This is a genomic window from Treponema sp. UBA6852, assembly GCA_002449305.1.
In the GTDB taxonomy this organism is placed as follows: Bacteria; Spirochaetota; Spirochaetia; order Treponematales; family Treponemataceae; genus Treponema_D.
Map to the genome: position 1 here is coordinate 12,507 of DKDI01000013.1, position 26,731 is coordinate 39,237.

Sequence of the window (26,731 nt, forward strand, 5' to 3'; positions counted from 1 at the left end):
CTATATATAGGTGCAGTATTTTACACAATTTCGACTTTTATGTCTACACGATTTCCTTTAAGAATCAATGTAGTCCCTAAGACCGCTTGAACGGCGCGGATGTCTAAGTCTTCTTAAAGCCTTTGCTTCAATCTGGCGGATTCTTTCCCTTGTTACATTGAAATAAAGACCTACTTCTTCAAGCGTAAGAGAATATCCGTCATCAAGTCCGAATCTCATTTTTAAAACTTCCTGCTCACGCTGCGGCAATGTGCTTAAAACAGAACGAAGCTGTTCCTGAAGCAATGTATACGCAGTCTGGTTAGCAGGATTTTCAATTTCCTTGTCCTCAATAAAATCTCCCAAAGAAGAATCTTCTTCCTCTCCAATCGGAGTTTCAAGAGAAATAGGCTCTCTAGCAACATTTTTAACTTGCTTTACACGCGCAAGAGGCCATGAAAGCTGCGCTGCAATTTCTTCATCAGTCGGTTCTCTTCCATATTTTTGCATAAGCTGTCGGCTCTCGCGGACAACTTTGTTTATCTGCTCAATCATGTGAACCGGAACACGGATTGTTCTTGCCTGATCAGAAATAGACCTTGTAATCGCCTGCCGAATCCACCAAGTCGCATAAGTTGAAAATTTATAGCCTTTGCGATATTCAAATTTTTCAACAGCCTTTATAAGACCAATATTTCCTTCCTGAATCAAGTCAAAAAGCTGAAGTCCGCGGTTTGTGTATTTTTTTGCAATTGAAACAACAAGTCGAAGGTTTGCATTTATAAGCCGGTTTTTTGCCTGTTCAAGCTGCAATCTTCCGCGCTCGATTTCCTTCTTCATTTCAAGAATTTCATCAACGGAATTTTCAAAATCGTATTCAAGTTCGCGGAGTTTTCGGTCAATTTTCTGAATTTCAGTATAATCAGAACGAATTTCATCAGCAGTCATAGCAAGCTCTTTTTCAAGCTTTGCGGATTCAGTTCTGATTGCAAGACGACGGCCAATTGAACGAAGACCAACAGCATCCGTAATCCGCAGTTTTTTCATGCGGCGCTCTTGAATCAAGTGGTACTCGTCAATTTTTTTTGAAGCCGTAATAAATTTTGCGCTGAAAGTTTCAATTTCTTCAGTTTGGAGATCTGCATTTAAAAGCGATTCTTTTATAAAATCTCTTACTCGCTTTAAATTTTCATCAGAAAAAATATTTATTGTAGGATCTTCAGAATGAAGCTGTTTTTTCAATGCCATGTATTCAGACATTTGCTCGCGAATCGGCTTAACATATTCAACATAGCAGCTTCTCAAGCGGCGACGTTCAGCCATAAGCTCGTTAATTTCTTTTCTGGCTTTTCCAGGCTCATGAGGATCTATTTTTTTATAAATTGTGTGGCAAATCTGATAAAATTCAGGAATAATCATGCCGGAATTTCTTATGACATTTTTTATTATATTCTGACCGTCTTCCATTTGCTTTGAAAGAATGACTTCCTGCTCTGCCGTAAGAAGATTTTCTTTTCCAATTTCACGCAGATAAAGCCTGATTGGATCATCAATTCCAGATTCCTTGTCATTTGAAACAAGACGGTGCTTTTCGTCAAACTTAGAATCATCTTCGGAATCAGAAAGAGAATCCTCGTCGTCCTCATCTTCCTCCTCTTCATCGTCCAGAAGATTGTCCTCTTCCATAACCTGAATATTGTTTTTTGTAAGAAGCTGAAGAACCTCCTCCATTTTTGGAGAATTCACAAATTCAGGCGTTAAAATTTCAGTGATTTCGTCCCATGAAATAATCTGCTTGCTGCACGCATAGTCCAAAAGTTTTTTTACATTTGGATCAAGAACTTCTTCTGAATCCTGCTCGGAATCCGCAGACTCTTCCTCATCTTCTGAATTTTCTTCTTGATCAGAGTCATTTTCTTCTGATTCATCAAATTCGGTTAAATCCGCAGTTTTTTTGTTTTTTTCTGATTTTGATTCAAGTGATTTTTTTTCTTTTTTAACTGATTCAGATTTTTTTTCAGGTGACTTTCTAGCCATTGATTAATCCTTCAAATTTTCAATTTGGAAATCAAGTTCCATTTTTTGTTTTGCAAGTTCCGCTAAAAGAGCCTTGTCTTCCGGCAAAATACTCCTCGACAAAGAGGAAATTTTTTCCATAAGATACATTTTTTTTCGCTTGTAAGCATTTCTTTTCAAGTAATTTATACAACTTTCGGCAGATTCTTGAATTCGCCCAGTATTTTTGCTTATAGCTTCAATTATAAGCTTTCTGAAATTTTCCTGATCTATCCGGTTAAGTATATTGCTTACTGAAAAAGAACCGTTTTTCTGGCACTCTTGCATAACAGCAAAAAGTTGCTTGGAATAACTGTCCGACAAATCATCAACAGAAACACATTCACGCATTTTTTGGAAAAGACTGACATCTTCAGTTACGGCTGTCATAACAGCTTGCAGTTCAGCGGTTACTTTAATTTTTTCAGAATCCGCCTGGTTTTTCTGCTCCGTAATTACATTTCTAAAACGGTATGAAACCTTGTCCCGGTTGAAATAATCCCTTCGAGCAGCCTCCTTTTCTATACCGTATGTCTGGCACAACTGATCCAGACAGGCATCTTTCTGAACATCCGACTGCAAAGAATCTATGTACTCAAAAAAATCTAACGACGCCTTAGACTTGCCCATAGGGGTATCTTTAGGATAGAGTTCTTGCAGTTTAGACAACAGATAATCAGAATCAAATATAGCATTATTGACTTCATTCGTCAAGTATTCAGCCCCGAAATTCAGCATAATTTCAGCAGGATCTTTTCCGCCGGAAAGCCTTATCACTTTTACAGCCACATCTTGTTTTCTGCACATAAGAATTGCGCGTCTTGTAGCTTTTTGTCCAGCCCCGTCAGAATCAAAAGAAAGATAAATTTCTTCAACAAAATGCTTTACAAGTGAAATTTGCTCATCAGTAAGAGATGTTCCCAAAGGAGCGACCGCCCAAGTAATTCCGCACTGATGATAAGCAATGCAGTCCATGTAGCCTTCGCAAAATATTACTTTGCGCTTTTCTCGTATTGAAGATTTTGCAAAATTAAATGCATAAAGAGTGCTTCCCTTTTTATATTGAATCAAATCGCCGGAATTAAGATATTTAGGAGACTTTTGAGCATCGCCGCGCAAAAAACGTCCGCCCATAGCTACAATATCTCCGTCCTTGTCAAAAATCGGAAACATCAGCCTGTCTGAAAAAAAAGCGCAGTCCGGATAATTTTTACTAAAAAGACCTGAATTATTCAAAAAGTCTTCGGAATAATTTTTTTTCAAAAGGAACTGCTTTAGCCATTTTCGGTCTGAAGGACTGTAACCAATTTTGAATTTTTCAAGTGTTTCCTGAGAAAGTCCTCGCTTTAAAATGTAGTCAAGTGCAAATTTTCCGGCTGGAGTTTCCATAAGCATATAGTGAAACATTCCGGCAACTCTTGTATACAAATTCTTATATTCATCCTTGATTTTTGAAGCTGAAGAATCAAAACTTTTTGCAGAACCACTTGAATATGAAAGCTGAACCCCTGCTTTTTTTGCAAGAAACTCCACTGATTCAACAAAAGAAATCTTTTCCATCTCCTTTACAAAATCAAAGACATTTCCAGAAGCTCCGCAACCAAAGCAATGGTAAAATTTTTTATCTTGTGAAACACTGAACGAAGGAGTTTTTTCATTATGAAAAGGACAGCAGCCCCACCAGTTTGAGCCGCGCTGTTCAAGAGAAACGTACTCGGAAACAAGGCTGACAATATCAGTTTTTTCCGCAACTTCGTCAATTGATTCTTTAGCTATCAGACCGGGCATTTGATTTTAAAAACCTTTTGAATAGTAATTTGTATTTTCCGCCGCCTTATGCTGGTCAAAATTCTTTGAAAATGTATGGCGTCCAGTCGCAGGGTCTGTGAGAACAAAAAAGTAATAGTCGGTTTTAGCAGGATTAAATGCAGCTGTCAACGCGACAAGCCCGGGATTTGAAATAGGCCCTGCAGGAAGTCCTGCCCACTTGTAAGTGTTGTAAGGACTGTCAATCTTTAAATCATCGTAAGTTATGCGCTCTGGATGCGGCTTTCCTTGAATTTCAGTCAAAATATACTCAATTGTGGCGCAGGAATAAAGTCCGATTCCATGCTTAAGTCTGTTTGTAAAAACACTGGAAATAATAGGAGCTTCAGACTTGACTCGGTACTCGCGCTCAACAACCGAAGCCAAAGTAACAAGCTCATGCAGTTCCAAAGGAGAGAGCTCTTTAGCTTCTAAAATTTCTGCGGTTTTAGAAAAAAAGTTGTCAGCCATAATGCAAAGAACATCCTGCGCTTTCATTTGAGCTATAAAAAAATAAGTGTCAGGAAAAAGATAGCCTTCAAAATTCTCGGCTGGAATTTTATATTTTTCCAAAAGTTCTGAATTCTTGCAGTAAAACAAAAAATCTTCAGCGGAACAAATATTTTTATCCTCAAGAATTCTTGCAATTTTTGACATTGTAAGGCCTTCTGGAATAACAACAGAAATATATTCGCTTGCACCAGACTGCAAAATCAAGTAAATTTCTTTTAACCCCATCGAAGTGCTTAAAGTATATGAGCCGCTTTTCAAGCTGAATGGCTTTGTTCTGTCAAAAACACTGAACCTTGCGGCATAATAAAAAGCATCAGCCGATTTCACAAGCCCTTTTTCCTTTAAAAGAAGCGAGATTTTTCTTACAGAAGCTCCAGAAGGCACGCTGATTTTTTCAACACGGCTATTTTCCACGGAATCAACAGGCTTGACAACATAAGCCCACATTCCAAAAGCTGCAACAAAAAGAATTGAAAGCGCCGCCAGAATCCATGTAAAAAAAACAACAATCTTATATAAAATCCGTTTCAAAGCTGAATTTCCTGACCTTCTTTTGAAATATAAAGATTTAAATTTCCATTCGACTTATATTTTTTGTAGTTGTTTCCAGCATCAAGAATTGAATCAAGTTTTTTATCATCGTAATTCGGCTCATGGTGAAAAAAGTAAAGGTTCTTGATATTCCAGTTAGAAGCAAAATCTATTGCGGAACTAAAAGAGTTGTGCCCCCAGTTCACTTTTTTTGCAGCCTCCGGATTTGTATACTGGCTGTCAAAAACCAAAACATCAGCATTTTCAAAAAATTTATTTCTTGTGCAATTCTTGTCAAAATCTGAAGTCTGAAGCTCAACATCCGTGCTGTAAATAAAGCGTTTTCCGTCCTCTTCAAATGAATAAGAATATGAATCTCCCGGATGAAACATTCTGTGGCATTCTATTTTAAGACCGCCGATTTCTATTGGAGTTCCTTCTTGCATAAAATGAAACGAAAGCTGATTTTTCACAGATTCAAAGCAAGCATTTATTGGAAAATACGGAAGGCTGCTCTGACGCTCAAGATATTCCTCGGCATTAGCAAAAGGTGTATAAATGTCGATTTTTGAATTAGGCGAAAAAGACTGTCCGAAAAACGGAAATCCTTGAATATGATCCCAGTGAAAATGCGAAAGAAAAATATTATAATGCCTACTTTCCGGCTGACGGCCAGCAACAGAAAATTCCCTTAGACCAGTTCCGCAGTCAAGCAAAAAAAGCTCGTCTGATTTTGACCTAAGTTCTATGCAAGGAGTGTTTCCGCCTATAGTTCCATAAATCCATTCAGGCAGAGATGAAAGGAATTTCATTTTTGACTCGGCGCTTTCCAAATCCTTTGGGGAAATACGGGAAACAACGGCTGCAATTTTTGCCTGTACCTGAGCATTTTTCAGCGGCGTAGGCAAAGACCCCCGAACTCCCCAGAAATGAATCAGCACTTTCATCCTCCATAAAATTCCGTAGAATTTTTGAGATTATAGTATACAGAAATTGAAACAAACTGTAAACAGATTATTCCTTGCTTTTGTTTTCAAATTTCGTATAGCTTGAAAGGAAAATAACATCAACATCGCCAATCGGACCGTTGCGCTGTTTTGCCACAATCAGCTTTCGCTCTTGAACCGGATTATAGCCTTCATTGGTTTCCTTATTGTCGTTCCGCTTTCCGTGAATAAACATTACCATGTCGGCATCCTGTTCAATCGAGCCAGAGCCTCTAAGCTGTGCAAGATTCGGCTCTTCTCCTTCTGCTGCTCTTGCAACTTGGCACAAAACAACAATCGGAATTTCAAGTTCGCGCGCAAGGCTTTTCAAGGACTTTGAAATTGCAGACTGCTGTTCAAAAAGCTGGGCATCAGGATTTTCGCTAGTAATAAGTCCAATATAGTCGATAAAAATAATCTGAACTTTCTGATTGACTTTCATGCGCCTTGCCATCGCCCGCAGATCAAGAAGCTTCATGTTCGGCGTGTCAACAATATAAAGAGGCGCATTGTAACATTCTCCCGCCGCATCCTGAAGTTTTTTAAAATCTTCTATTTTAAGCATTCCGTTTCTAAGCTTTGTTCCAGGAATTCTCGCAATCTGAGAAAGAAGACGCTGAGCAATCTGATCCGCAGACATTTCCAAGCTGAAAAATCCGCACGGAATTCCACGGTCAATCGCAATGTTTTGCATCATGCTCAATGCAAGGGCAGTTTTTCCCATTGAAGGGCGCGCGCCAATTATAATCATTTCGCTGTTTTGAAAACCGCTTGTCATGCTGTCAAGATCGTTAAGTCCAGATGGAATTCCGGAAAACGCATTTTTATTTTTGTATCTCGTATCGATTATCTGAATAACTTTAGGCACAACATCTTTCATTGCAAGAACTTGCGCAGATTGATTTATATCAGTGAGCTTGAAAATCTTCTGCTCTGCATCTTCAAGAATAGAGCGGCTTTCTTTTGTTTCATCAAAACTGGATGCTTTTATTTCAGAGGAAATTTTTATAAGATTCCGCCTAGTAGACTGGTCAAGAACAATCTTAGCGTAATAGTCAACATTCGCGCTTGTGGGAACAATATCCGTTAAAGAGGAAATATACGCTACTCCGCCGGCAGCCTCAAGTTTTCCATTTTTTGTAAGGTCATCAACAAGAGTCAGTAAGTCGCCTTTTATTCCAGCTGAAAAAAGATGCATCAAGGATTCATAAATAAGCTGATTCTGCTGACTGTAAAAATTTTCGCTTCGCAAATATGTTACAACATCGCTTACAGAGCTCCAGTCCAGCAAAAGAGCTCCAAGAACAGCCTGTTCTGCCTCAACATTATGAGGAGGTATCTTATCTTTTAAATCCATTTTTCCTCTTTGCAATAGCACGGTCAAGGCAAAATAACGACAAAAACCTCGACTCGTCCATTTTTACGGTTTCAGTAAACCCTAAATAAAAAAAACCGCAAGAAAAATCTCACGGTTTTATTTTTCCTAAGCAATTTTAGACATTACTCAGACTTTGCCTCTTCAGCTGGAGCCTCATCCTTTTTTGCAGGAGCTTCTTCCTTCTTAGCAGTTACATCATCCTGTGATTTTACTGTAACTTTTACTTCAGCTACTGTAGTTTCATAAAGATGAACTTTTACAGAATAAGAGCCTGTATTTTTGATTGTGTGTCCAGGAATTTCAACTTTCTTGCGCTCAATCTCAAATCCACTCTTCTTGTAAAAGTCAGAAACTGTCTGATTTGTAACAGCTCCGTACAATTTGCCATTGTTTCCAGCAGGCATAGAAATAACAACTTCAAGAGCCTCAAGTTTTTCCTTCAAGCTCATGCTGTCCTTGCGCTTCTGTTCCTTGCGAGCTTCAATTTCAGCCTTTTTTGTAGCAAAATAAGCTTCTGTTTCTGGCGTGCATGGAACTGCAAGCATACGAGGGAAAAGATAGTTGCGGAAATATCCATTTGCAACATTCTTTACATCACCCATTTCTCCAAGGTGTTTTACATCTTCATTAAGAATTACTTTCATTTTTTCAAGCTCCTATAAAATTTTAGTTTTACGCAGCTCCACCAGGAGTTGGTTTCACTGCTAAAAAATTAGTCTGCAACAAAAGGAAGAAGACAAATTGCACGCGCACGTTTAATTGCAGCTGCAACTTCTTTTTGGTGTCTTGCACAAGTTCCAGTTATGCGGCGCGGAAGAATCTTGCCACGTTCTGTTGTAAAGCGGCGAAGTCCATCTGCATCTTTGTAATCAATTTTTCCCTTGTTTGCGCAAAAGCGGCATACTTTCTTGTGTGAGAAAAATTTTCCTTTTCCACGAGCCCCACGAACTTCATCTTCACGTCCTGAATCCTGAAGCTGCTCCTGTGTTACATTTGTATTTTCGTTTACTTCTTTTTCGTCTGCCATAATATAGCTCCTGTTTTTAAGAGTTTTTTTTAAACTGCGGAAACCGAATTAAAACGGAATATCTTCAGGGAAACCAGCGTTGTCTCCGCCAAAAGCTTCTGAAGAAGGCTCATATCCGCCGCCGGAAGACTGATTTTGAGAATAAGAAGCGCGCTGCTGATAACCCCCGAATGAATCAGAGCCGCCGTTATTCTGACTTCCAGAAGACCTTGAGCCCAAAAGCTCAACTGAGTCAGCAAGAATATTTACCCTGCTGAATTTCTGTCCGTCTTTTTCCCATCTGTCCTGACGCAAAGAACCTTGAACCGCAATTTGTGTTCCTTTAGTAAGATACGGCTTGATACCTTCCGCGCCTTTTCCGAAATATGAAACATCGAAAAAGTTTGCCTCGCTGACCCACTGGTCTCCATCTTTTTTGCTGCGGTTTACAGCAATAGAAATAGAAGCTACAGCAGTTCCGCTGTTAAGATACCTTAATTCTGCGTCTCTTGTAAGTCTTCCTACAATAACAACGCTGTTTATATCAGAAGTCGCCATAATCTACTCCGGAATTTTTTGTCTTATACGTTCTTTGATTCAATTAAAACAAAAAGATATTTCAAAAGATTGTTGTTGAATTTGAATTTACCGTCAAGCTCAATAATTTTAGCAGGATTCAATTTCAGTGTAAAAAGAACAAAGTGTCCGCGTTTCTGTTTTTTTACTTCGTATGTAAGATCACGGTCGCCGAAAACTTCCTCTTTTTCGATTTCTGCGCCGAAACTTGCAAGGTCAGCTCTAAGAGTTTCAAGACCGGCCTTAGATTTTTCTTCCTCTAAAGGAAAGATTGTCATAAGTTCATACTTTCTCATCGTATGTTTCTCCTTATGGTCAGAATGGGAGCCGCATACGCAACTCCAAGGGGTAATTGATATTAGCAGTTTTTATATGGATAGTCAACGAAACTTCAAAAAAGTTCAGTATTTTTTAGAAAAATTTAATTTTGCACTAGAGTTTTTATAAATATTCAAGTATACTCTTGTCTATTGCATTTTGAAAAATACCAAGATCTTATTTTTTTAAGTTCGATGTGATTTCAAAAGTTTTTACATTAGGAGAGTGCAATAAAAACTTCGTCTGAAATAGCGTCAAAGTTTTTATTCACAAGTTTGCGTTGCAAACTTCCTTATCAACTGCATATTCTCATTTCATTGCGAATATGCTCAAAAAAGCCAAATCGGAAATTGAAATTTCCTCATTGACTTTTTATGGGAGAAAAAAAAATGAACAAAGCTGAACTTATTGAAAAAATGGCAAAATCGACAGGGTTGCCAAAAAAAGACACAGAAAGCGCGCTCAAATCATTTCTTGAGATTGTTTCAAAGGAACTTGAAAAAGGACATGACGTACAGCTCATCGGATTCGGAACATTTTCAGTTGGAAAAAGAGCGGCAAGAGAAGGACGCAATCCTGCAACTGGAGAAACTATCAAAATCGCAGCTTCAAAAACACCAAAATTCAAGCCTGGAAAAGCACTCAAAGACCGCTTGAACAAAAAATAAAAAATCAGTTTCAAAAGTTTTTGCAATTCATAGAATAAATTTCAATGTTTTGCAAAAACAATCTTTCCTTTCAAATATCAGCAATAAAAAAACATATTACTTAAACTGACAATTTAATCAGCACTTAATTTTGCAATTGCAGATTTCTTCTTTTCACTTAAACTGCAAGTATAAAATTGCCTCATGGACAAACCTAGGGATTTATGCAAAATTTTGGGCTCAAACATCCGCTGTTACAGAATAAAATTAAAAATGACGCAAGAGGAACTGGCAGAAAAATCAGGAATAACATCGGTAGGAATTTCAAAAATTGAAACAGGAAAAACCTGGCCTAAAAAAGAAACTATAGAAAAGTTTTTGGAAATTTTAGAAGTAAAGCCGTTTCAGTTATTCACGGAAACAAAAGAAGACTTTATAAAATACAAAAACATCGTTACAGAAACAATATCCGAGCTAGTTGACAAAACTTTTTCCGAGCAGAAAAACACATCCAAGCGAAACAGAAAAAATTTCAAGTTAAAGCATTAATTTTTTTTGAGTTTTTCATATTTTTCTATTGACAAAAAAGTGATGACTTGTTAATATAGCGACACTTGAAACGGGCTCTTAGCTCAGCTGGTACGAGCGTCTGGTTTACACCCAGAATGTCGGGGGTTCGATCCCCTCAGAGCCCATTTCGTTTCGGGACGTAGCGCAGCTGGTAGCGCATCTGGTTTGGGACCAGAGGGTCGCAGGTTCAAATCCTGTCATCCCGATTTAAAAGACTTGTCTTATTTGGGCAAGTCTTTTTTTTTATTTTAAATTATTTTTTTTGGGTTGACTGGAATTTTTCATGTCTTAGAAAAGTTTTATTTTATAATCCCAAAATAAAAATAATTTTTGAAATTTTTCAGGTTTTTCTATTGACATAAATAATAAAAAACAATATAGTCGTATACATCAATTGCCGGTGTAGCTCAGCTGGTAGAGCGGAGGACTGAAAATCCTTATGTCGTCAGTTCGATTCTGACCGCTGGCAATTTCAAGCACTCTTTTAAAAGGGTGCTTTTTTTATTTTTACGGAAATTCACAATGGATGATGAAGAATATTATTCAGCAATGAAAAGACAATACTCACCTGTTTTTCATAAGTCAAAAAAGCAAAAATTTTCAGAATGGAATTCATTGCATGGAAGAGAAGATGCAGAAATGCTGAACGAGCGTGAACGGGAAAAAGAAGCACCGCCTGAAAACAATGCAGAAAACTAGAAAATTTCTCAGAAAAAAGAATTTATTTTTTTTTGCGTAAATTATATAATCGCAGAATGAACATAAGAATTCCGCCTTCAATAAAAAAAGGCTGCACAATCGCCGTAACAGCTCCTTCATTTGGATGCACAACAGAACCCTACACTTCCCGCTTTAATTTTGCAAAGAAAAAATTTGAATCTCTTGGCTACAAAATTTTTGCAGGAGAAACTGTATTTAAAAGCGACGGAAAAGGAATTTCAACAGATCCAAAAAAAGCAGCAAAAGAACTCGAAGATTTTTATTGTTCTGATGAAAATTCCGCAGTTATTTCTGCAGGCGGCGGAGAAATGATGTGCGAAACAGCCGGCTTCATTGACTTTGAAAAAATTTCAGTTGCACAACCAAAATGGTTCATGGGATATTCCGACAACACAAATTTTACATTTCCTTTAGTAACAAAATGCAAAGTCGCGGCAATTTACGGACCGACAATCACAGGTTTTGGAAAAAAATGGCAAACACCTGAACTTTATTCTCTTGGACTTTTGGAAGGAAAAATAAAAGAAATTTCTGGATTTGAAAAATTTCAGCTTCCGAAGAACGACAGCGATTCTACAGAAAATCTTGAAAATTTAACTTACAATCTTACAGAAAAAAAAACACTCAAAATCTTTCCAGGAAAAAATGATTCAGTAAAAATGGAAGGAGTCCTTTTAGGAGGCTGCCTTGATGTTCTTGCAAATTTGTGCGGAACAAAACTTGACAGCGTAAAAGAATTTAACCGCGGCGCAGAAAAAATTATCTGGGTTCTTGAAAGCTGCGACGGAAATCCAGCGGAAATTAGGAGGCAAGTATGGCAATTAAAAAATGCCGGCTGGTTTGAAAAAGCTTCAGGATTTATAATCGGACGTCCGCTCGCTTCTCTTGGAAAAGAAATTTTTGGAATAAATCAGCACAATGCAGTTACAGACATACTTTCAGAATTTAATCTTCCGATAATAATGGACGCTGACATTGGGCACGTAGATCCTGCTGTTCCTATTGCAATGGGAATTCCTGCGGAAGTTTTTGCGAACAGAAAAAATTTCACGATAAAATACAAATGGAGCTGAATTATCATGGAAAATTTTTCAATCAGAATCGCAGAAGAAAAAGATGCAAAAGAAATTCACGACATTTATGATTACTACGTAAAAAATACAGTTGTAACTTTTTCAACTGAAAATCCGTCAATCGAAGAATACAAAAAGCAAATTGCTGAAACAAAAAAAAATTATCCGTATTTTGTCGCGCAAGATTCAAACGGAAGAATTTGTGGATTTATCTACGGACATCAGTTAAGACCTCACGAATCATATAAATGGAATGTTGAATCCACTGTTTATCTTTCCCCAGACGCTCCAAAAAGATGCGGAATTGGAACTGCGCTCTATAAAAAATTTATGGAAACTCTTTCACGCCAAGGATTTAAATATGTCTACGGCGTAATAACTTCAGAAAACAAAATAAGCATTTCAATGCACAAAAAACTTGGGTTTAAGGAAATCGGAAACTTTCCAAATGCAGGAAACAAAAATGGAAAATGGTACGGAATTTCATGGATGCAAATGCAGCTAAGCGAAATCTCTGAAAATCCAAAAGAACCTATTCCGTTTTCAGAATTTAAAATTTAACTGGAGAAACTACTATTTATGGAAGAAAACAAAAACCGTTACCAAGGCGAACTTTTTTTCAACAGAATTTCAAAAAATCAGAAGCACCTGAAAAAATGGGCAAGAAAAAATAGAATTTCATGCTATAGAATTTACGACAAGGACATTCCAGAAATTCCGCTATGCCTTGACGTTTACACATTTCTTCCAGAATTCGTTGAAAACAAAATCGACGCGGCAAAATATAATTCCGAGCTGAATTCTGCAATAAGTGAAAACGGGCAAAAAGCGAGGGAACTTTTAGCGCAGGAAAAGCAAAGAACTTACGCAAGACTTTATCTTTATGAACGTCCTTACGAAAAACCTTTTGAAGAGGAAGAACTATGGCTGAAGGAAATGAGCCTTCAAACTTCAAAGGCGCTGGAAATTCCAGAATCCAATGTAATAGTAAAAATGAGGAAAAGACAGCGTGAAGACGACAGCGGAAAACGAAGCCAGTACAAAAAGGCAGAAGAATCAAACAGCATAAAGGGAATTATTTTTGAGCAAGGCCAGCTCTTTTTTGTAAATCTGACAGACTATATAGATACAGGTATTTTTTTCGATCATAGACCGCTCAGGCTAAAAGTACGCGAAAACTGCAAAGGAAAACGTGTATTAAACCTTTTTTGCTACACAGGAAGTTTTTCAGTTTATGCTGCTGAAGGAGGAGCATCTTTTGTTGAAAGCGTTGACATGAGCAACACTTACACTGAATGGACTAAAAACAACCTTAAGATGAATGATTTTTTGGACACACCGAGCTACAAAACTACACGAATGGACGTTATTCATTATCTTGAAGAAAAATCAAAACAAATAAAAGAAAATGAAAAATTCGATATAATAATTCTTGATCCGCCGACTTTCAGCAATTCAAAAAATACAGACACCACGCTTGATTTAAATAGGGACTGGCCAAAGCTAATAGAAAACTGCTCAAAGCTTTTAAGCTCAAAAGGAATTCTTTATTTCAGCACAAACAGCCGCAAGTTAAAAATGGATGAAAAACTTCTTCCGCCTAAAATGTCAGCAGAAGAAATAACAAGCTCAACAATCCCCGAGGATTACAGAAATTCTAAAATCCACAGGGCTTGGAAAATCACATCAATTTGAATCGTGCATAAAAGTTGACTGCGTTCAAAACTGAAAAAACATTTTCAACATTATCGTAGTCAGCATATTTTATATAGAAATCATCAGAGAGTCCCAGTGAAACTTTCTTAGAGACAGGAAACTCTACAGCGGCTTGAGAAAAAGCAAAATATTCCCAGCCAGTGTCATCGCAATCCTGCTTTTGTGCTTTATACTTGTACATTGCATATCCGTGAACAGTCCAGTCAAAAACGAAGCCAGAATGCGCATTATAAGCAATCTTTTCAACAATCTCAGCACCAGTTGTATATCCGTAATCGCAGGAAACATAATCAGGCTTAGGAACAATTCCACGGCGCAAGTAATAATAATCAGCTGTTCCCATTATAATTCCTGCCAAATGGGACTGCCAGACAAAAGCTCCGTTTTCTGTGTTTATCCTCTGCTTTATGGCGAAACCAGGCGCAAGTGAAGAAAATTCCATGAACGAATGCCACATAAAATCATACTCAAGGACAAGCCCGATAGTTGTATCTCGGTTTTCCCCAAAATCAGGATTTCTAGCAAAAAGCATTCCGTTGCTGAAAATATTTATGCTGTACATGATTTTTTCTTCTGTGGAATCCGCGCCTTCACCAGAACCAAGACCTGCAGAACCTTGCATTGAAAGCTCAAACTGGCTGTACGGAGTATTTGAGTCGTGCCCATAAGGGTCGTCATACACAACATCAAGTCCAACAGTTCCATAAGCCGGGAAAAATTCAGAACAATTGTCGTAAGGGTCTTTTAGCCAAGTATTTGCAAAAGCAAGTCCAAATCCAGTTTTTAAAGAAAAACTTTGCAAAAGTCCGCTCGGTCCTTGCGGGGCTCTTTTAAAAACCGGATCAGTATAAAGTCTAAGCGGGTTCGCAACGTAGCCAAGAAATTTGTGTCCTTTGGCATTTGCTTCAAGACCAAGCCTGTAAACCATTTCTCCTGTAGCAAAACCACCAATTGGAGTATATGTAAGATCGTTTGTTGACGGGGAATTTGTTTCAAAAAAGTATTCCCACATAAAAGAGCCTGCCGCTGAAACAAGCAAAGACTCAAACCAATTCAAATTTGAATTTCTCGCAGCCAGATAATAAAGTCCGCCCTGATAAGGATGCAGAACAAAATTTGTCCAGTACCAGTCGCGGTCAAACTTTATTTTCCTATTCCAAGGCTCTTTTATATCGTCCCAGTAAACTTGAGCCCAGCTAGCTCTTGCAGGACCAAAACGGTTCCATCCGGCAATAACAATATTTGAAAGCAACATTCCACCAGCAGCGACAAAATAGTGTTTTTTTGAATCGAACTCGACAGTCTCACTTGAAAAATCCACGGAAACATCTGTCTTTTCTGCACTTTCAGCAGTCTGCGCAAAAACATTAAAGGCAAAAACAAAAGAACACAAAGTTAGAATTATTTTTTTTAACTTCATAATAACATTCTCCAGTAAGCTTTGGATAAACCTAAAAAAAAAGCAGGCTTATTGCAGCCTGCTTCAAAATGTAAAAGAACAAACTTATTTTGTTTCTGTAGCTTTTACACCGTAGCGCTTGTTAAAGCGGTCAATGCGTCCAGCTGTATCAACAAGCTTCTGCTTTCCTGTATAGAAAGGATGGCAGGCAGAGCAAATTTCAACATGAATATCTGATACTGTTGAGCGAGTCTCAATCACATTGCCACATACACAAGTGATTTTTGTAAGTTTGTAGTCTGGGTGAATTCCCTTTTTCATAACAACTCCTGTTCTTGCCCGGCATTAAAGAAAGACCGGTCAGCACTACATACACTTAAAAAAGTAGTGTTGTATCATTCCCTTACCGTTATCTAACAAATTAACGCCACAAGATAATTTTATTGTTCATCTAGTATATAAAAACAACATCTCATGGTCAATATTCAAATTGAAATTTCGCTAGAATTTTCCTATAATCTCCACATGAAAAAAATAGAAGCATTTGTATTTGATATGGACGGAATTCTTCTTGACACGGAAAGCATCTGTGAAAAAACTTGGATAAAGGCAGGAAAAGAATTTGGAATTCAAGACGAAAAAGCCATGGAACTGTTCAAAAAATGCATCGGAACAAACAAAAACGACACATTCAATATTCTAAAAACTTCTCTCGGAGCTGATTTTTCGGTTCAAAACTTTATGGAGCAAACTTCAATTTTTTTCTCAGAAATTGAAAAATCAGAAGGAATCGCGCTTATGCCTTTTGCAAAACAAACGCTTGAATATTTAAAAGGCAAAGGTTACAGACTTGCACTCGCATCTTCAACCAGAGGTCCAGTCGTAACAAGGCAGCTGAAAAACGCAAGCCTGCTTTCATTTTTTGAGTCACTGTCAACAGGAGATAAAGTTTCACATTCAAAGCCAGATCCTGAAATATACAAACTTGCCTGCAAAAGTTTAAATCTTCCGCCTGAAAAATGCGCGGCAGTAGAAGACAGCCCAAACGGAATAAAAAGCGCAAAATCCGCTGGACTTTTTACAATCATGGTTCCAGACAGAATAGAGCCAGATGAAGAGCTTTTAAAGAAAGTTGATTTTGTTTGCTCAAGTTTAAATGAAATTAAACTGAAGTTTTAAAATTGTGAGCTTTGCTAATAGAAAAAGAAAATTTATTGTAAAAACCATTGCCAAAAAGAACTAAAATGCAACCATTGTAAACTATATTTTTTTTAGATATAATCTCAGCATGTTGTCAATGGAAGTAATTGTAGGAAAAATGGTCTTTGGCGGAGACTGCATAGCGGAAAACAGCGGCGAAAAGAAAATATTTATTCCATATACAATTCCCGGCGAAAAAGTCGAAATTGAAATTGAAAAAGATTTTAAAGATTATAGCATTGCAAAAAATCTAAAAATAATAGAAAAATCCAGATACAGAACTGTCCCCTTCTGCCCTTATTATGGAAAATGTGGAGGCTGTAACCTTCAACACATAGAGCCAGAATTTCAAAGACAGCTAAGAGTTCAGACTTTAAAAGATGCATTTTTTCGAGAAGGAATTGAAGTTCCGCAAATCCAGATTGTTTCGGGTGCAGACAAAGGTTACAGAGCAAGGTTTCAGTTGCACAACGGCGGACTTATGGGAAAAAAAAGCAATGAAATTGTTCAAATTGACCAGTGCCCTTGCGCAACAGAAGAAGTAAATAAATATTTAAAGGAAATTCCATTCAGCGAGCGCCCAAAAGGAAGAATTCATATTTTCGGAAGCAAAAACATAGTTTCAATTCCCGCAGGATTCGATAAAATTGTGGTTGCAGAACAATCAGAAAAAAAGCAAATTGCAACAAAGCGATGTAATGGAAGAAAACAGAAAAAAGCAAAAGCGCGCTACGAAGGAACATCTTCAGAATCAAAAACCGCCTGCACAGTAAATCTCCTTGGAAAAAGCATATCTTTTGACGCTCTAGGATTTTTTCAGTCCAACTTAGAAGTGCTAGAAAAGTCAATTCCTCTTATCACTGGCGGAATTTCTGGAAAAAATGTGCTGGATATGTATTCCGGGGCTGGCACATTTTCTGTTTTTCTTGCAGACACTTTTGAAAACGTTATTTTAGTGGAACACAACAAAAGTGCAGTTGTCTACGCAGAGCAAAATCTTGCTGGAAAAAAGCACAAAAGTTTTGGCGTAAGTGGAGATGTCTGGGTAAAATATCATGCGGAAACTTGCACAAAGGAATGTGGGAATTTTGATGCGGTTGTAATTGACCCTCCAAGAAGCGGAATGGAAAAATCTGTGCAGAAATGGCTTCAAAATTCTCAAATTCCGCAGATAAGAAGCCTTTCTTGTGATCCTTCGACACATGCGCGTGATGCAAAGGCTCTCATAAATTCAGGTTACAGATTGGAAAAACTGTTCCTTTTAGACTTTTATCCGCAAACTGGGCATATCGAAAGCCTTGGAAATTTTGAAAAATGAAAAATCTGTCTAAAAAAACATACATCATAATATTTTTTATAGCAAAAATTTTGATCTTATCTGCTCAAAATTCCTTTACGTCTCAAGAAATTGATTTTACAAATGAAAAGCCTTCTTTTGTATCTGTGCTTGGCGGAAATATCCTCTGTCAGCCTGTAAAAACAAGCTATGGTTACATTGCCGCAGGAGATGGGAAACAAATTTTGGGCTTTTCAAAACTCGGTAAACTTTTGTGGCAAAGAGCCGCTCCAGGAAGACTAAAGCCATTTATTACAGAAGGTCCTGCCGATTTAATTTACGGCGCAACAACAGATTCTACACTTTTTATGATGAATTCCTCGGGGCTTGTCTTGTGGACACAGAAATCAGATTTCAACATAGAAGAAGCTCCTTTGTGCGGAAGAGACGGCAGAATTTTTATTCGCGGAACAAATGGAATTTCCTGCTACGGCTTAAAGGGCGTAAAAAGATGGCAGATTGAAACCGAAATGCAAAATATTTCAATTCCGCTTGTAACTTTAAATGACGGCACAATTTTAGTTTTTCTTTCAAGAACTCACGACGGAAAATCAATTGCAAAAAGGATTTCGCCATTTGGAACAGAAAAAGAAGAAATTATTTTTGCAGGACAAGTTTTACAGGCAGTTTCATGCAAAGAAGGTGTCGCGCTTGCATTTTCAGACGGAAGCATAGGACTTTGCTCTGTAAACGAAAACGGCTCTTATTCAAAATGGACTTTTCTAAAAAAAGATTCAGGTTCTGCAAAACTTTTAGAAGTTTCCGGAAAAATAGCGGCAATATACAAAAATTCAGTTTACTATTTAAACGAAAAAACTGGTGGAAAAATTTCAGAATTTCAAAATGGCGTGCAAAATTTTTTCTATTCAGAGAACACGTCCCAAGGCCTTGTAATTTGCAGCGCGCATAACGGAGCTTGCTACAAAGAAGATGGAAAAGTTTCATGGAAGGCAAAATTCAATCCGCAAAAAAAATGGAATTTTATGTTTGCTTCAGATTCAGGCTATCTTGTTTTCTGCATGAGCAACTGGGCTTTAGAGGTTTTTCAAACCAGGCTGAATTTATCAAAATCACAAGATTCATTTATAGAAAAAAAAGTTTCGCCGTACAACTATAAATATTCCGGAATAAAGTCTGACGATTTTTCAGGGCGCGCGATAAATGAAAACCTTGAAGCTCAAATGAAAGAAAAATTTTCACAAGGAAATTTCGGAGCGGAAGAAGAAAATTGGAATTCCTTAATCCAAAGCGAACTGGGATTTCTTTACGAGGACTGGACAAAAACCGAAAACCTTTTTTATAACGAAAAACCCTATTTTAAAAGAAATATTGATTATTGCCAAAGACTTATAGAACTAGAAAGCGAAAGCGGAATTTACTTTGGAAAACTTTCTTCGCTTTTAAAAAAAACAGACGACCCTTCACTATTGCTTTGTCTTGTCAGGGCTGCCGGAAAAAGCTCATTCGATCCGCAAGGTGAACTTCTTTCTTCTATTGAAATCATTTTAAAAACAAAAACAAGCAAAAATGACAAAAAACTTTTGCAGGAAATTGCTGACTCAACATACGAAATATGCCATTTTATGGGCCGCCCTTCATTTTTCAGAAAAGGCCAGGAAATTTTAAAATACATGCTTTACCCTCAGTTCGATAAAGAAACAAAAGACTATGCTCTAAAAACTCTCGATAAAATTATTGAATCTCAGCTTTAACTTTAAACGCATTTTCGTAGAATTTTTTCAGAAACCATGATAAAATATTTCAGTCTGGAGGAAATATGAACAGAAAGTTTTTAGCCTCGCTGATTTTTGCGGCAGGCTCAGTATTTTTCGTTTCGGCGCAAAATGTAAACGAAAGAGAACTTAGAAGCGCAGGAGACGCAAGCACAATCGTCTTTGAAAACTACGAAGGTCCTCATTCTGTAATTGAAACAGCGGCTGCTATAAGTTCAATTGGCGCAGGACTTGGAAATCAGCTAAAAAATGCAGGAACACAGTCAAGCGGAACATTCGGCGCAAATGGAAAGTATACAGTTATTCATGCAGTCGATCCTTCCGAGCAAGGAAAACTTGACGCAGACATTATTCTTATAAATCCGAACGCAACAGTTGACCACATCAGAAACTTGCGAAGAATCATTGCGTCCTACTTGAGCGCGGCTTACGGATATTCCCAGCAGGACGCTTCGACAGTCGCAACGTTCGTTACTGTATACAACGCAGTTTATAGAAATCAGCTCGACACATTCAAATCAAAATACAAAAACATTGTAATCAGCAATCTTACTGAAAAAAAATGCGGGCTTTCAATAAAATGGAGCGACTGGCCAGGAAATTCACAGATTGTGATTCCGCTTGGAGAATATGCAGAAGGCGGTCTTTCTTCTGTAGACACTTCTGTTATCAGCGACAAAAAAGTTGTTGAATCCATGAAGGAAGATGATGACAAAGGCGTTGACGAGCGCAAAAACATGGTTGACATAAAAGAGCGTGAGGCTGAAAACGCAGAAGCAAAAGCTCAGGAAGCAGCAAAAGAAGCAGCTCAGGACAAGCAGGCTTTAGACGAGCAGAAAAAAAATCAGGCACAGGCTGAAAAAAAAGCGCAGACAAAGCAAAACGAAGCGGACAAAGCAAAAAAAGATGCTGAAAGTGCCAAGAAAGAAGCCGCCGCAGATCCACAGAACAAAGCAAAGCAAGCTGAAGCAAAGCAGGCTGAGCAAAAAGCTGAAAACGCTCAAAAAGAAGCTGACCAAGCAAAATCAAATGCCGATCAGGAACAGCAGAAAACTCAGCAGCAGCAGCAGAAAGCTGATGAATCTGCAAAAAAAGCCGAAGAGCAGCAGCAGAAAGCCGACAAAAAACTTGACGAAGCTCAAAATGAAAGAATGGAAATTGCAAAAGATCAGCAGGAAATTCTTGAATCGGAACTTAAGCAACTTGAAGACGGCACTGTAATCGGACTAAAAGTTGTAAAAGAAGCAGATTACTTAAGTACGCTTGTAAAGGTAAACTCAAAAACTGGAAAAGTCGTAAAAGAATCTCCTGTAAAAGTTATCCGCGGAAGAACAATAATCGCAGTTCAAGATGCAGTTGTCGGAGTTGCAACTGGCGCATCATTCCCAAAAACTTCTGGAGACTCAATATTCTACATGGCTATTTGCGGTGAAAATTCAGGAAAAGGCGCTATAAAACTTTGCCTGATTGACGCATTCAAAATGGAGATTCAAAAAGAATCAGAAGAAAATGTTTCAGAGCATTCAGTTCTTGTAAACAATGGAAGCAATTTTTACTGTGTAATTCAAGACAAATCAGGATGGGTTCTTGGCCGCTATGACAAATCCCTTAACTTGATTCAAAAAAGCGCAGTAAACATTTCAGAAAGCACTCCGATTACAGTTACGGGAAAAGGAATTGTTGTTACAAATTCAAATAATATTCCAGTGCTTCTTTCAGTTTCTGATTTGTCAGTTATAGAACAGTAAAATTAACAAGAAAATGGCTGATCAAAAAATTTACGTTTTTTGGTCAGCCGTTTTTCTTTCAAAAATAAATTTCAGCAGGCAAGAAGTTTTTTATAAAGTTCTTCATAAATCAGCGCAACTTTGTTCCAGGAATATTTTTCATGAATATACCTTGAAGCATAAGAAATCATGCCTTTAAAAATATCACGCCCAGCGTAACGCATTATATTCACCAAAGATGTAAGTTCGGTTTGCAAAGATTCTGATGTATTAGGAAAATAAAGCCAGCCAGTTTCATCATCGACAATTTTGCAAAGTCCGCCAGTCGCATGGGCAACAGGCAAAGTTCCAAAAGTCTGCGCAATAAAATCTTCAAGTCCGCATGGCTCAAAATAGCTTGGATGCAATGAAAAATCAACAGCGGCAACTGCAAGCCGGGCAATGGATTTATTGTATCCTTTTATGTAGACACATTTTCCACTCCATTTTTCAGAAAAAGCAATCAAAGAATTTTCAAGCTCAACAGAACCTTGACCTGCAAAAATAAATCTCACAGGCAAATTTGACTCAAACATTTTTTCAGCGGAATCAAGCATAACTTCAATTCCTTTCTGATGAACAACCCGTCCATGATAAGCAATATAAGTAAAACTAGAATTTTTTTCAGCAGAATCAATAAAGCCAAACTGCAAAGTTCCATCCGCAAAGTTTTTGGAAGCAAGGCTTTGTTTTGAAGCAAATTTTTCCAAGAAGAAATCGCGGCATTTGTATTTTCCTTCCAAGTCGTTTTTTAAAGGATCAAAGGCAAAAGGTAAAAGCGACTTATTTTTGTCAGAAGGTTCGTATTTTGAAAAATCGATTCCGTTTGTAATGCCAATCACCTCAATTCTTTTTTTCTTAAAACCTTCCGAAAGACCTGCAGTGTCGGTTTTTCCTGAAATAATTTCATTAGCATATTCAGGGGAAACAGTAGTAACACAGGCATTTTCTGAAGCCAATAGGAAAGGCTCTATGCATAAACCGTTTTTTCCTTTTTCAAGAATTTTCTTTGGAAGACCTGAAAAACGCTCGGCTTCTTCAATATTTTTAAATTCATGATGATACCCAGGGCCAGCGTTGTGAATCGTTACAACAAATTTTGTCTTTGAAAAAAATCCGGCTACAGCAGGCATAAAGCGAGCAAAAACCGGAATCATTGCAGCAGGAGCATCTTGGCAATGCACAATGTCTGGAATTTCATCATTAAGACAATTTTTTGAATAGCACACAACAGCTTTTTGGAAAAGCATATTCAGAAAATCGTTATCAATATGCCCTTCCCCTTGCCGATGTTCAGGATTATATTTTTGCTCATCAAAAGTATAAGTGTAAACAGCTTTTTTTTCAGAGAAAGAATTATGACGAATAAAAATTATTTCAACACCATTGAAAATTCCGCGCGAGAAAAAAACTTCAGTAGGCTTTCCATTTATATCAAAAGCAACAGAATCCCGCCAAGTTTCAGAAAAATTTTCAACATGCGATAAATCAGTGCAGTCATAAAGCGGAATGAAAACACAAAGTTTGTGTCCTAAATGCAAAAGACTTTCAGCCAAAGAACAGGCAACATTTTTTACACCGCCCGCCTCCGCAATCCCGGCATATTCCCTTGAAACAAGCCAAATGTTCAATTTATTTTCCTTATTGAAAAATCAGGCCGAAGTTTTTCTGCCCCGTTAATATAAACATGGATAGGCTTTTTTTCAGTAGGAAGATAAGCTGTAACTAGAACTCTTATAGCACGAGGCAACATTCCGTCTATAGAAGCTTCCTGAGAAACAAAAAGCGCGAGCAAAGACGTATCAATTCCAACATCGCTTTTTCTAAGCGCAGCGGCGGCATTCATACATTTCAAATCCTGCGTCATCGTAAAATGAACAGAAACAATATCATCGGGCTGCAAATTATTTTCTTTAAAAATCAAATGGCACATTTCACCGACATTTTCTTTTATTGACTCTGGAGTATTTTCAGCGCAAACAGCACCACGGATTCCAAAAATTCTTTTTTCCATTTTTTATCCTCAAAATTTTAGCGCATTGATTTTACAGCATTTATAATTTGAGCGGCATCTCCAGTTTTAAACATTTCCTCAAGCTGCGGAAATTTCTGAAGCATTGAACCAAGTTTTTCAAGCTGCGCCAAAGTTCTGTCCTGCTCAACAAAAAATTCCGCCTGAGACTCAGCCTTTTGCGCCATTTTTGAATTCAAAAGTTCAAGATAAGATGCATAGTTTGCCTTTGCAAGGTTGTAAAGTTCAACATCTGGAATTTTTGCATCAAGAAGTTCAACTGACGAAATTAAAATTCCATCAAACTCGAAAGCTTTTTTTTCAACTATTTCTTGAATTTCTTTTTGGCTTAAAGCGGAAGGTTTTACCAAGGCTGAAGATGAAACAAGATATTCTGCTACAAGAGAAGCCGCAAGTTTTGCCTTCGCATCGTAGAATCCCTGCAAATCTTCATTTGAAGTTATTTTATTTTCAGAAACCAGCTTGTAAATTCCTTCAGGAGAAAGGCTCATCGAAACTGAAATCTCAACATTGTATGAAAAATCAACTTTTTTATCAGAAAAGCGGGAACTATAAAAAGATGCGCTCGGAAGTTCTCCAGAAACAGACTGGGTTGCCTTGTAAACTGAAAGGTCGAAAATTTCCAGCGAAACATTTGTTGGAAGAAGCCGCTCCCATCTCCAAGTAAAAACTCCAGGAACGACCGCAGAATGATACAATCCGCCAGTTTTTGATTTCATTATAGCGCAAGTTCCAGGGCGCACATAAAACTGAATCCATCCAATAAAAAAAACTACCGCTGAAAAAATCAGCAAAACTATAAAATTAGCAAAAAACTTCTTTACTTTCATTTTGCCCCACTCGATAAATTATGCTTTTTCCATTATACTGATTTATATAAATATTTTAAAGCAAATTCACAAAAAATGGATTCCTTAAATAGATTAAAAAAAATCAACCGTTCTTTTCTCTTTAAACTTACAGGGCGCACTTCCCTTTTTTTATTTCTGTTTTCTGTATTTCTTATAGTTCTTTATGTGAGCGGCTCTTACCAAGATTTTCTTGACAGCACACTGAACTTTGTTTTAACTTCATGCTCAGCAACAATTCTAGGACTTTTTGTTTTTTCCGCAGCAGGAATTCTCCAAAGCGTTGTTCTTTTTTTTATATCGAAAAGAAAATCATACTGGATTTATTTTTTTGTATATATATTTTCGTGCGTTTTTTCAGCGGGAATTTTTTTTCTTGCAAGAACAATTTCAATTATTGCAAAAGGAATTTAAATTTTTACTTCGCAATGATACGGAGCAAAAATTAAAAAAGAGCCTTTTGAAGCAAAAAGTTTCGCAGGATTTTTATGAGCAAAGTTTTCCTCTGAAATTCTATTTGAAACACTTGCCATTCCTTTTTTTCTAAAGCAGTTCCATTCAAATCCTTCTGCTTCAATAAAAGAATTGTCAAAATTATTTGTCAGACGCGAAACTGAAATTCTGTCTTCAAGCTGCAAATTATAAACTTCCGCCGATTTTTTTTCAGCAAGAAAATAAACAGCCTGATTCACACAAAGCCAAACGTCAGCATGAAAATCTTCAGAAAAAGAATCATAAATTGAAATAAGGTGATCCAAACAGCCGCCGTTTCCGCCCACAAGAACAACCGACGATGTTTTGCAAATTTGCCTTGCTGTAGAAAGAGCAAGTTCTGTGTCAGTAAAATCCTTGTCGCTCGGAAAAACTTCCCGCTTTGCATTTTTATATTTTTCAAGCAAAGACAAATTTTTCAAACTGTCCATGTCGCCAAGAATTAAATCCGGCCCAAAAACCTTACCAAAAAATTCCGCATACAAATCCAAAGTTTCAAGTCCAGAATCAGCGGCAATAACATAGTCCGGCTGGCATTTTTCCAAAAAAGGCTTTGCAGTTTCTGGAGACGGAGCTTCTCCACCGGTAAAAATAAAAATGTTCATAGATAGAAATTCCGTTCAAAATTTGATATTGTATATTATCATGTTTTCATCAAAAAGTGTAAAAATTCCAGAAAAACTAATCAAAGTAAGCAAAATTTTTTCAGACAACGGATTCAAGTCATATCTTGTTGGCGGAGCTGTCCGCGATATGCTGATGGGAAAAACTTGCCACGATTACGACATTGCGACAAATGCAACACCTGAGCAAGTAATGAAAATTTTCAAGAATGTAATCCCAACTGGAATAGCGCACGGAACTGTAACAATTCATATTTTCGGACTTGAGCTTGAAACAACAACATTTAGAACAGAAACAGAATATTCAGACGGAAGGCATCCGGACAAAGTAAAATACGCAGACACAATCGAAGAAGATCTTTCACGGCGCGACTTTACAATGAATGCGATTGCCGCGGAGCTTTCAACAGGAAAAATCACAGATCCATTTGGCGGGCAAAAAGACATTCAAAAAAAAATAATCAGAACAGTCGGAAATCCATTCGAACGTTTTTCAGAAGACGGGCTTCGTCCTGTAAGAGCAATAAGATTTTCAGGGCAGCTCGGATTTAAAATTGAAGAAAAAACATTTGATGCAATCTCGCAAGAAGAAATTCTAAAAAAAGTCGAAGGCATTTCCACAGAAAGATTCCGTGACGAATTCTGCAAAATCCTTCAGACAGAAAAACCTAGCTTTGGATTAAAACTATTGGAGCAGACAGGAATATTAAAAATATTTATTCCGCAGTTTTCTGTTTGCAGAAATTGTCTCCAGCAGGATGAAAGAGGCTTCCATGAATTTGATGTTGCGGATCATATTTTATACGCCTGCGATGGATGTCCAAAAGAAAATCTTACAGTCCGGCTTGCGGCTTTTTATCATGATATAGGAAAGCCAGAATCTAAAACAATTGAAACAGTCAACGGAAAAGAAAGAATTCATTTTCACGGGCATGAACAGATTTCAGCTGAAAAAGCAAAAAAATCAATGACTTCCTTAAAATTTTCAAATGATGAAATAAAAAAAGTAAGCCACCTTGTAAAAGAGCACATGTTCCACTATGAAAGCAGCTGGACAGATTCAGCGGTGCGCAGATTTATAATAAGAGTTGGCGCAGAAAATCTTGACGACCTTTTTCTCTTGCGGCTCGCAGACATTTACGGAATGCACAGAATTCCGCTTCAGCAAAAAACTCCGTCGTGGAACCTTCTTGTTGAATTAAAAAAACGGATTGAAAAACTTATGGCTGAAAATTCCGCGCTAAGCCTGAAAGATTTAAAAGTGAACGGAAAAGATTTAATATCGGAAGGAATTCCAAGCGGAAAAGTAATGGGAAAAATTCTAAATGAGCTTTTCGAAACCGTAACCGACTCTCCAGAAATGAACACAAAAGAAAAACTGATCGAACTTTCAAAAAAACTATTCAGTGAAAAATATTCTGTTTAAAT

Annotated in this window: 27 protein-coding genes and 3 tRNA genes; 15 read left to right on the plus strand and 15 right to left on the minus strand. The window is 37.4% G+C overall.

Features of this window, described 5'->3' with window-relative positions:
- Positions 1 to 57: 57 nt before the first annotated feature.
- From rpoD to rpsF, 9 genes are all read right to left on the minus strand, one after another.
- Positions 58 to 2,016, minus strand: coding sequence for an RNA polymerase sigma factor RpoD (gene rpoD, locus B3209_RS03205; RefSeq protein WP_296664082.1), 1,959 nt, complete (start codon positions 2,014 to 2,016; stop codon positions 58 to 60).
- A gap of 3 nt (positions 2,017 to 2,019) precedes the next feature.
- Positions 2,020 to 3,822: a DNA primase gene (gene dnaG / locus B3209_RS03210; protein WP_296664083.1), complete on the minus strand. Its 1,803-nt coding sequence runs from the start codon at positions 3,820 to 3,822 to the stop codon at positions 2,020 to 2,022.
- Between the two features lie 6 nt (positions 3,823 to 3,828).
- Positions 3,829 to 4,884: an endolytic transglycosylase MltG gene (gene mltG, locus B3209_RS03215; RefSeq protein ID WP_296664084.1), complete on the minus strand. Its 1,056-nt coding sequence runs from the start codon at positions 4,882 to 4,884 to the stop codon at positions 3,829 to 3,831.
- On the minus strand, positions 4,881 to 5,825 hold the full coding sequence (locus B3209_RS03220) for an MBL fold metallo-hydrolase (protein WP_296664085.1): 945 nt from the start codon (positions 5,823 to 5,825) through the stop codon (positions 4,881 to 4,883). Before B3209_RS03220 ends, mltG begins: the two co-directional genes overlap by 4 nt.
- A gap of 73 nt (positions 5,826 to 5,898) precedes the next feature.
- Entirely contained in the window at positions 5,899 to 7,227 is a 1,329-nt protein-coding gene (gene dnaB / locus B3209_RS03225) for a replicative DNA helicase (protein WP_295800330.1), read from the minus strand.
- 143 nt (positions 7,228 to 7,370) lie between these two features.
- The gene (gene rplI / locus B3209_RS03230) at positions 7,371 to 7,892 is read right to left on the minus strand and encodes a 50S ribosomal protein L9 (protein WP_295800335.1); all 522 of its coding nucleotides are present in this window, start codon (positions 7,890 to 7,892) and stop codon (positions 7,371 to 7,373) included.
- Between the two features lie 68 nt (positions 7,893 to 7,960).
- Positions 7,961 to 8,275 carry a 30S ribosomal protein S18 gene (gene rpsR / locus B3209_RS03235; protein ID WP_295800339.1) on the minus strand — a complete coding sequence of 105 codons (315 nt, stop codon included), beginning with the start codon at positions 8,273 to 8,275 and terminating at the stop codon, positions 7,961 to 7,963.
- Between the two features lie 48 nt (positions 8,276 to 8,323).
- Positions 8,324 to 8,812 carry a single-stranded DNA-binding protein gene (locus tag B3209_RS03240; protein WP_296664086.1) on the minus strand — a complete coding sequence of 163 codons (489 nt, stop codon included), beginning with the start codon at positions 8,810 to 8,812 and terminating at the stop codon, positions 8,324 to 8,326.
- A 23-nt stretch (positions 8,813 to 8,835) separates the two neighbouring features.
- Positions 8,836 to 9,126: a 30S ribosomal protein S6 gene (gene rpsF, locus B3209_RS03245; RefSeq protein WP_295800344.1), complete on the minus strand. Its 291-nt coding sequence runs from the start codon at positions 9,124 to 9,126 to the stop codon at positions 8,836 to 8,838.
- A gap of 411 nt (positions 9,127 to 9,537) precedes the next feature.
- Between rpsF and B3209_RS03250 the strand changes: the two genes are divergently transcribed.
- The 9 genes from B3209_RS03250 (at position 9,538) to B3209_RS03290 (ending at position 13,853) form a co-directional block, all read left to right on the plus strand.
- Positions 9,538 to 9,816: an HU family DNA-binding protein gene (locus B3209_RS03250; RefSeq protein WP_295800347.1), complete on the plus strand. Its 279-nt coding sequence runs from the start codon at positions 9,538 to 9,540 to the stop codon at positions 9,814 to 9,816.
- Between the two features lie 183 nt (positions 9,817 to 9,999).
- A complete protein-coding gene (locus tag B3209_RS03255) occupies positions 10,000 to 10,344 on the plus strand; it encodes a helix-turn-helix domain-containing protein (protein WP_295800350.1) in 345 nt (114 codons plus the stop codon).
- Between the two features lie 72 nt (positions 10,345 to 10,416).
- Positions 10,417 to 10,490, plus strand: a tRNA-Val gene (locus B3209_RS03260).
- 8 nt (positions 10,491 to 10,498) lie between these two features.
- Positions 10,499 to 10,571, plus strand: a tRNA-Pro gene (locus tag B3209_RS03265).
- A 190-nt stretch (positions 10,572 to 10,761) separates the two neighbouring features.
- Positions 10,762 to 10,834: transfer RNA gene (locus B3209_RS03270), tRNA-Phe, on the plus strand.
- Between the two features lie 53 nt (positions 10,835 to 10,887).
- On the plus strand, positions 10,888 to 11,064 hold the full coding sequence (locus B3209_RS03275) for a hypothetical protein (protein WP_296091599.1): 177 nt from the start codon (positions 10,888 to 10,890) through the stop codon (positions 11,062 to 11,064).
- Positions 11,065 to 11,120: 56 nt separating this feature from the next.
- Positions 11,121 to 12,158 (plus strand): S66 family peptidase, encoded by a 1,038-nt coding sequence (locus tag B3209_RS03280; protein ID WP_296664088.1) that lies wholly within the window; start codon positions 11,121 to 11,123, stop codon positions 12,156 to 12,158.
- Positions 12,159 to 12,164: 6 nt separating this feature from the next.
- Complete coding sequence (locus tag B3209_RS03285) at positions 12,165 to 12,719, plus strand: GNAT family N-acetyltransferase (protein ID WP_296664089.1); 555 nt, start codon at positions 12,165 to 12,167, stop codon at positions 12,717 to 12,719.
- An 18-nt stretch (positions 12,720 to 12,737) separates the two neighbouring features.
- A complete protein-coding gene (locus tag B3209_RS03290) occupies positions 12,738 to 13,853 on the plus strand; it encodes a class I SAM-dependent methyltransferase (protein ID WP_296664090.1) in 1,116 nt (371 codons plus the stop codon).
- Here the strand turns inward: B3209_RS03290 and B3209_RS03295 are convergent.
- A complete protein-coding gene (locus B3209_RS03295) occupies positions 13,840 to 15,294 on the minus strand; it encodes a DUF3943 domain-containing protein (protein ID WP_296664091.1) in 1,455 nt (484 codons plus the stop codon). The genes B3209_RS03290 and B3209_RS03295 overlap by 14 nt on opposite strands.
- An 84-nt stretch (positions 15,295 to 15,378) precedes the next feature.
- Positions 15,379 to 15,594, minus strand: a complete 216-nt coding sequence (rpmE, locus tag B3209_RS03300) for a 50S ribosomal protein L31 (protein WP_013701421.1) — start codon at positions 15,592 to 15,594, stop codon at positions 15,379 to 15,381.
- Between the two features lie 204 nt (positions 15,595 to 15,798).
- Here rpmE and B3209_RS03305 point away from each other — a divergent pair, with 204 nt between their 5' ends.
- From B3209_RS03305 to B3209_RS03320, 4 genes are all read left to right on the plus strand, one after another.
- Positions 15,799 to 16,452: an HAD family hydrolase gene (locus tag B3209_RS03305; RefSeq protein WP_296664092.1), complete on the plus strand. Its 654-nt coding sequence runs from the start codon at positions 15,799 to 15,801 to the stop codon at positions 16,450 to 16,452.
- 109 nt (positions 16,453 to 16,561) lie between these two features.
- Positions 16,562 to 17,791 (plus strand): class I SAM-dependent RNA methyltransferase, encoded by a 1,230-nt coding sequence (locus B3209_RS03310; RefSeq protein WP_296664093.1) that lies wholly within the window; start codon positions 16,562 to 16,564, stop codon positions 17,789 to 17,791.
- A gap of 50 nt (positions 17,792 to 17,841) precedes the next feature.
- Complete coding sequence (locus B3209_RS03315) at positions 17,842 to 19,521, plus strand: hypothetical protein (protein ID WP_296689814.1); 1,680 nt, start codon at positions 17,842 to 17,844, stop codon at positions 19,519 to 19,521.
- Between the two features lie 65 nt (positions 19,522 to 19,586).
- Positions 19,587 to 21,290: a P83/100 family protein gene (locus B3209_RS03320; RefSeq protein WP_296664095.1), complete on the plus strand. Its 1,704-nt coding sequence runs from the start codon at positions 19,587 to 19,589 to the stop codon at positions 21,288 to 21,290.
- A gap of 71 nt (positions 21,291 to 21,361) precedes the next feature.
- On the opposite strand, the gene B3209_RS03325 is transcribed toward B3209_RS03320, so the two are convergent.
- The 3 genes from B3209_RS03325 to B3209_RS03335 are packed head-to-tail and all read right to left on the minus strand — an operon-like array spanning position 21,362 to position 24,170.
- The gene (locus tag B3209_RS03325) at positions 21,362 to 22,939 is read right to left on the minus strand and encodes a glycogen synthase (protein ID WP_296664096.1); all 1,578 of its coding nucleotides are present in this window, start codon (positions 22,937 to 22,939) and stop codon (positions 21,362 to 21,364) included.
- Positions 22,936 to 23,322: a chorismate mutase gene (gene aroH, locus B3209_RS03330; protein ID WP_296664097.1), complete on the minus strand. Its 387-nt coding sequence runs from the start codon at positions 23,320 to 23,322 to the stop codon at positions 22,936 to 22,938. The genes B3209_RS03325 and aroH overlap by 4 nt, the downstream gene beginning before the upstream one ends.
- A gap of 17 nt (positions 23,323 to 23,339) precedes the next feature.
- Positions 23,340 to 24,170, minus strand: a complete 831-nt coding sequence (locus B3209_RS03335; RefSeq protein WP_296664098.1) for a hypothetical protein — start codon at positions 24,168 to 24,170, stop codon at positions 23,340 to 23,342.
- A gap of 75 nt (positions 24,171 to 24,245) precedes the next feature.
- On the opposite strand from B3209_RS03335, the gene B3209_RS03340 reads away from it, so the two are divergent.
- Positions 24,246 to 24,602, plus strand: coding sequence for a hypothetical protein (locus B3209_RS03340; RefSeq protein WP_295797100.1), 357 nt, complete (start codon positions 24,246 to 24,248; stop codon positions 24,600 to 24,602).
- Here B3209_RS03340 and B3209_RS03345 read toward each other — a convergent pair.
- On the minus strand, positions 24,599 to 25,285 hold the full coding sequence (locus B3209_RS03345) for a thiamine diphosphokinase (protein ID WP_296664099.1): 687 nt from the start codon (positions 25,283 to 25,285) through the stop codon (positions 24,599 to 24,601). The genes B3209_RS03340 and B3209_RS03345 overlap by 4 nt on opposite strands.
- Before the next feature lie 40 nt (positions 25,286 to 25,325).
- Between B3209_RS03345 and B3209_RS03350 the strand changes: the two genes are divergently transcribed.
- On the plus strand, positions 25,326 to 26,729 hold the full coding sequence (locus tag B3209_RS03350) for a CCA tRNA nucleotidyltransferase (protein WP_296664100.1): 1,404 nt from the start codon (positions 25,326 to 25,328) through the stop codon (positions 26,727 to 26,729).
- Positions 26,730 to 26,731 lie beyond the last annotated feature (2 nt).

What these genes read in the sequence shown, in the direction of transcription:
- B3209_RS03295 (WP_296664091.1), bottom strand. Translation starts at nt 15,294, where the DNA reads ATGAAGTTAAAAAAAATAATTCTAACTTTGTGTTCTTTTGTTTTTGCC.
- B3209_RS03255 (WP_295800350.1), top strand. Translation starts at nt 10,000, where the DNA reads ATGGACAAACCTAGGGATTTATGCAAAATTTTGGGCTCAAACATCCGC.
- B3209_RS03320 (WP_296664095.1), top strand. Translation starts at nt 19,587, where the DNA reads ATGAACAGAAAGTTTTTAGCCTCGCTGATTTTTGCGGCAGGCTCAGTA.
- B3209_RS03250 (WP_295800347.1), top strand. Translation starts at nt 9,538, where the DNA reads ATGAACAAAGCTGAACTTATTGAAAAAATGGCAAAATCGACAGGGTTG.
- rpoD (WP_296664082.1), bottom strand. Translation starts at nt 2,016, where the DNA reads ATGGCTAGAAAGTCACCTGAAAAAAAATCTGAATCAGTTAAAAAAGAA.
- dnaG (WP_296664083.1), bottom strand. Translation starts at nt 3,822, where the DNA reads ATGCCCGGTCTGATAGCTAAAGAATCAATTGACGAAGTTGCGGAAAAA.
- rpmE (WP_013701421.1), bottom strand. Translation starts at nt 15,594, where the DNA reads ATGAAAAAGGGAATTCACCCAGACTACAAACTTACAAAAATCACTTGT.
- B3209_RS03285 (WP_296664089.1), top strand. Translation starts at nt 12,165, where the DNA reads ATGGAAAATTTTTCAATCAGAATCGCAGAAGAAAAAGATGCAAAAGAA.
- rpsF (WP_295800344.1), bottom strand. Translation starts at nt 9,126, where the DNA reads ATGAGAAAGTATGAACTTATGACAATCTTTCCTTTAGAGGAAGAAAAA.
- B3209_RS03290 (WP_296664090.1), top strand. Translation starts at nt 12,738, where the DNA reads ATGGAAGAAAACAAAAACCGTTACCAAGGCGAACTTTTTTTCAACAGA.
- B3209_RS03310 (WP_296664093.1), top strand. Translation starts at nt 16,562, where the DNA reads ATGTTGTCAATGGAAGTAATTGTAGGAAAAATGGTCTTTGGCGGAGAC.
- B3209_RS03340 (WP_295797100.1), top strand. Translation starts at nt 24,246, where the DNA reads ATGGATTCCTTAAATAGATTAAAAAAAATCAACCGTTCTTTTCTCTTT.
- B3209_RS03305 (WP_296664092.1), top strand. Translation starts at nt 15,799, where the DNA reads ATGAAAAAAATAGAAGCATTTGTATTTGATATGGACGGAATTCTTCTT.
- B3209_RS03240 (WP_296664086.1), bottom strand. Translation starts at nt 8,812, where the DNA reads ATGGCGACTTCTGATATAAACAGCGTTGTTATTGTAGGAAGACTTACA.
- aroH (WP_296664097.1), bottom strand. Translation starts at nt 23,322, where the DNA reads ATGGAAAAAAGAATTTTTGGAATCCGTGGTGCTGTTTGCGCTGAAAAT.
- B3209_RS03275 (WP_296091599.1), top strand. Translation starts at nt 10,888, where the DNA reads ATGGATGATGAAGAATATTATTCAGCAATGAAAAGACAATACTCACCT.
- B3209_RS03280 (WP_296664088.1), top strand. Translation starts at nt 11,121, where the DNA reads ATGAACATAAGAATTCCGCCTTCAATAAAAAAAGGCTGCACAATCGCC.
- B3209_RS03345 (WP_296664099.1), bottom strand. Translation starts at nt 25,285, where the DNA reads ATGAACATTTTTATTTTTACCGGTGGAGAAGCTCCGTCTCCAGAAACT.
- rplI (WP_295800335.1), bottom strand. Translation starts at nt 7,892, where the DNA reads ATGAAAGTAATTCTTAATGAAGATGTAAAACACCTTGGAGAAATGGGT.
- rpsR (WP_295800339.1), bottom strand. Translation starts at nt 8,275, where the DNA reads ATGGCAGACGAAAAAGAAGTAAACGAAAATACAAATGTAACACAGGAG.
- dnaB (WP_295800330.1), bottom strand. Translation starts at nt 7,227, where the DNA reads ATGGATTTAAAAGATAAGATACCTCCTCATAATGTTGAGGCAGAACAG.
- B3209_RS03335 (WP_296664098.1), bottom strand. Translation starts at nt 24,170, where the DNA reads ATGAAAGTAAAGAAGTTTTTTGCTAATTTTATAGTTTTGCTGATTTTT.
- B3209_RS03350 (WP_296664100.1), top strand. Translation starts at nt 25,326, where the DNA reads ATGTTTTCATCAAAAAGTGTAAAAATTCCAGAAAAACTAATCAAAGTA.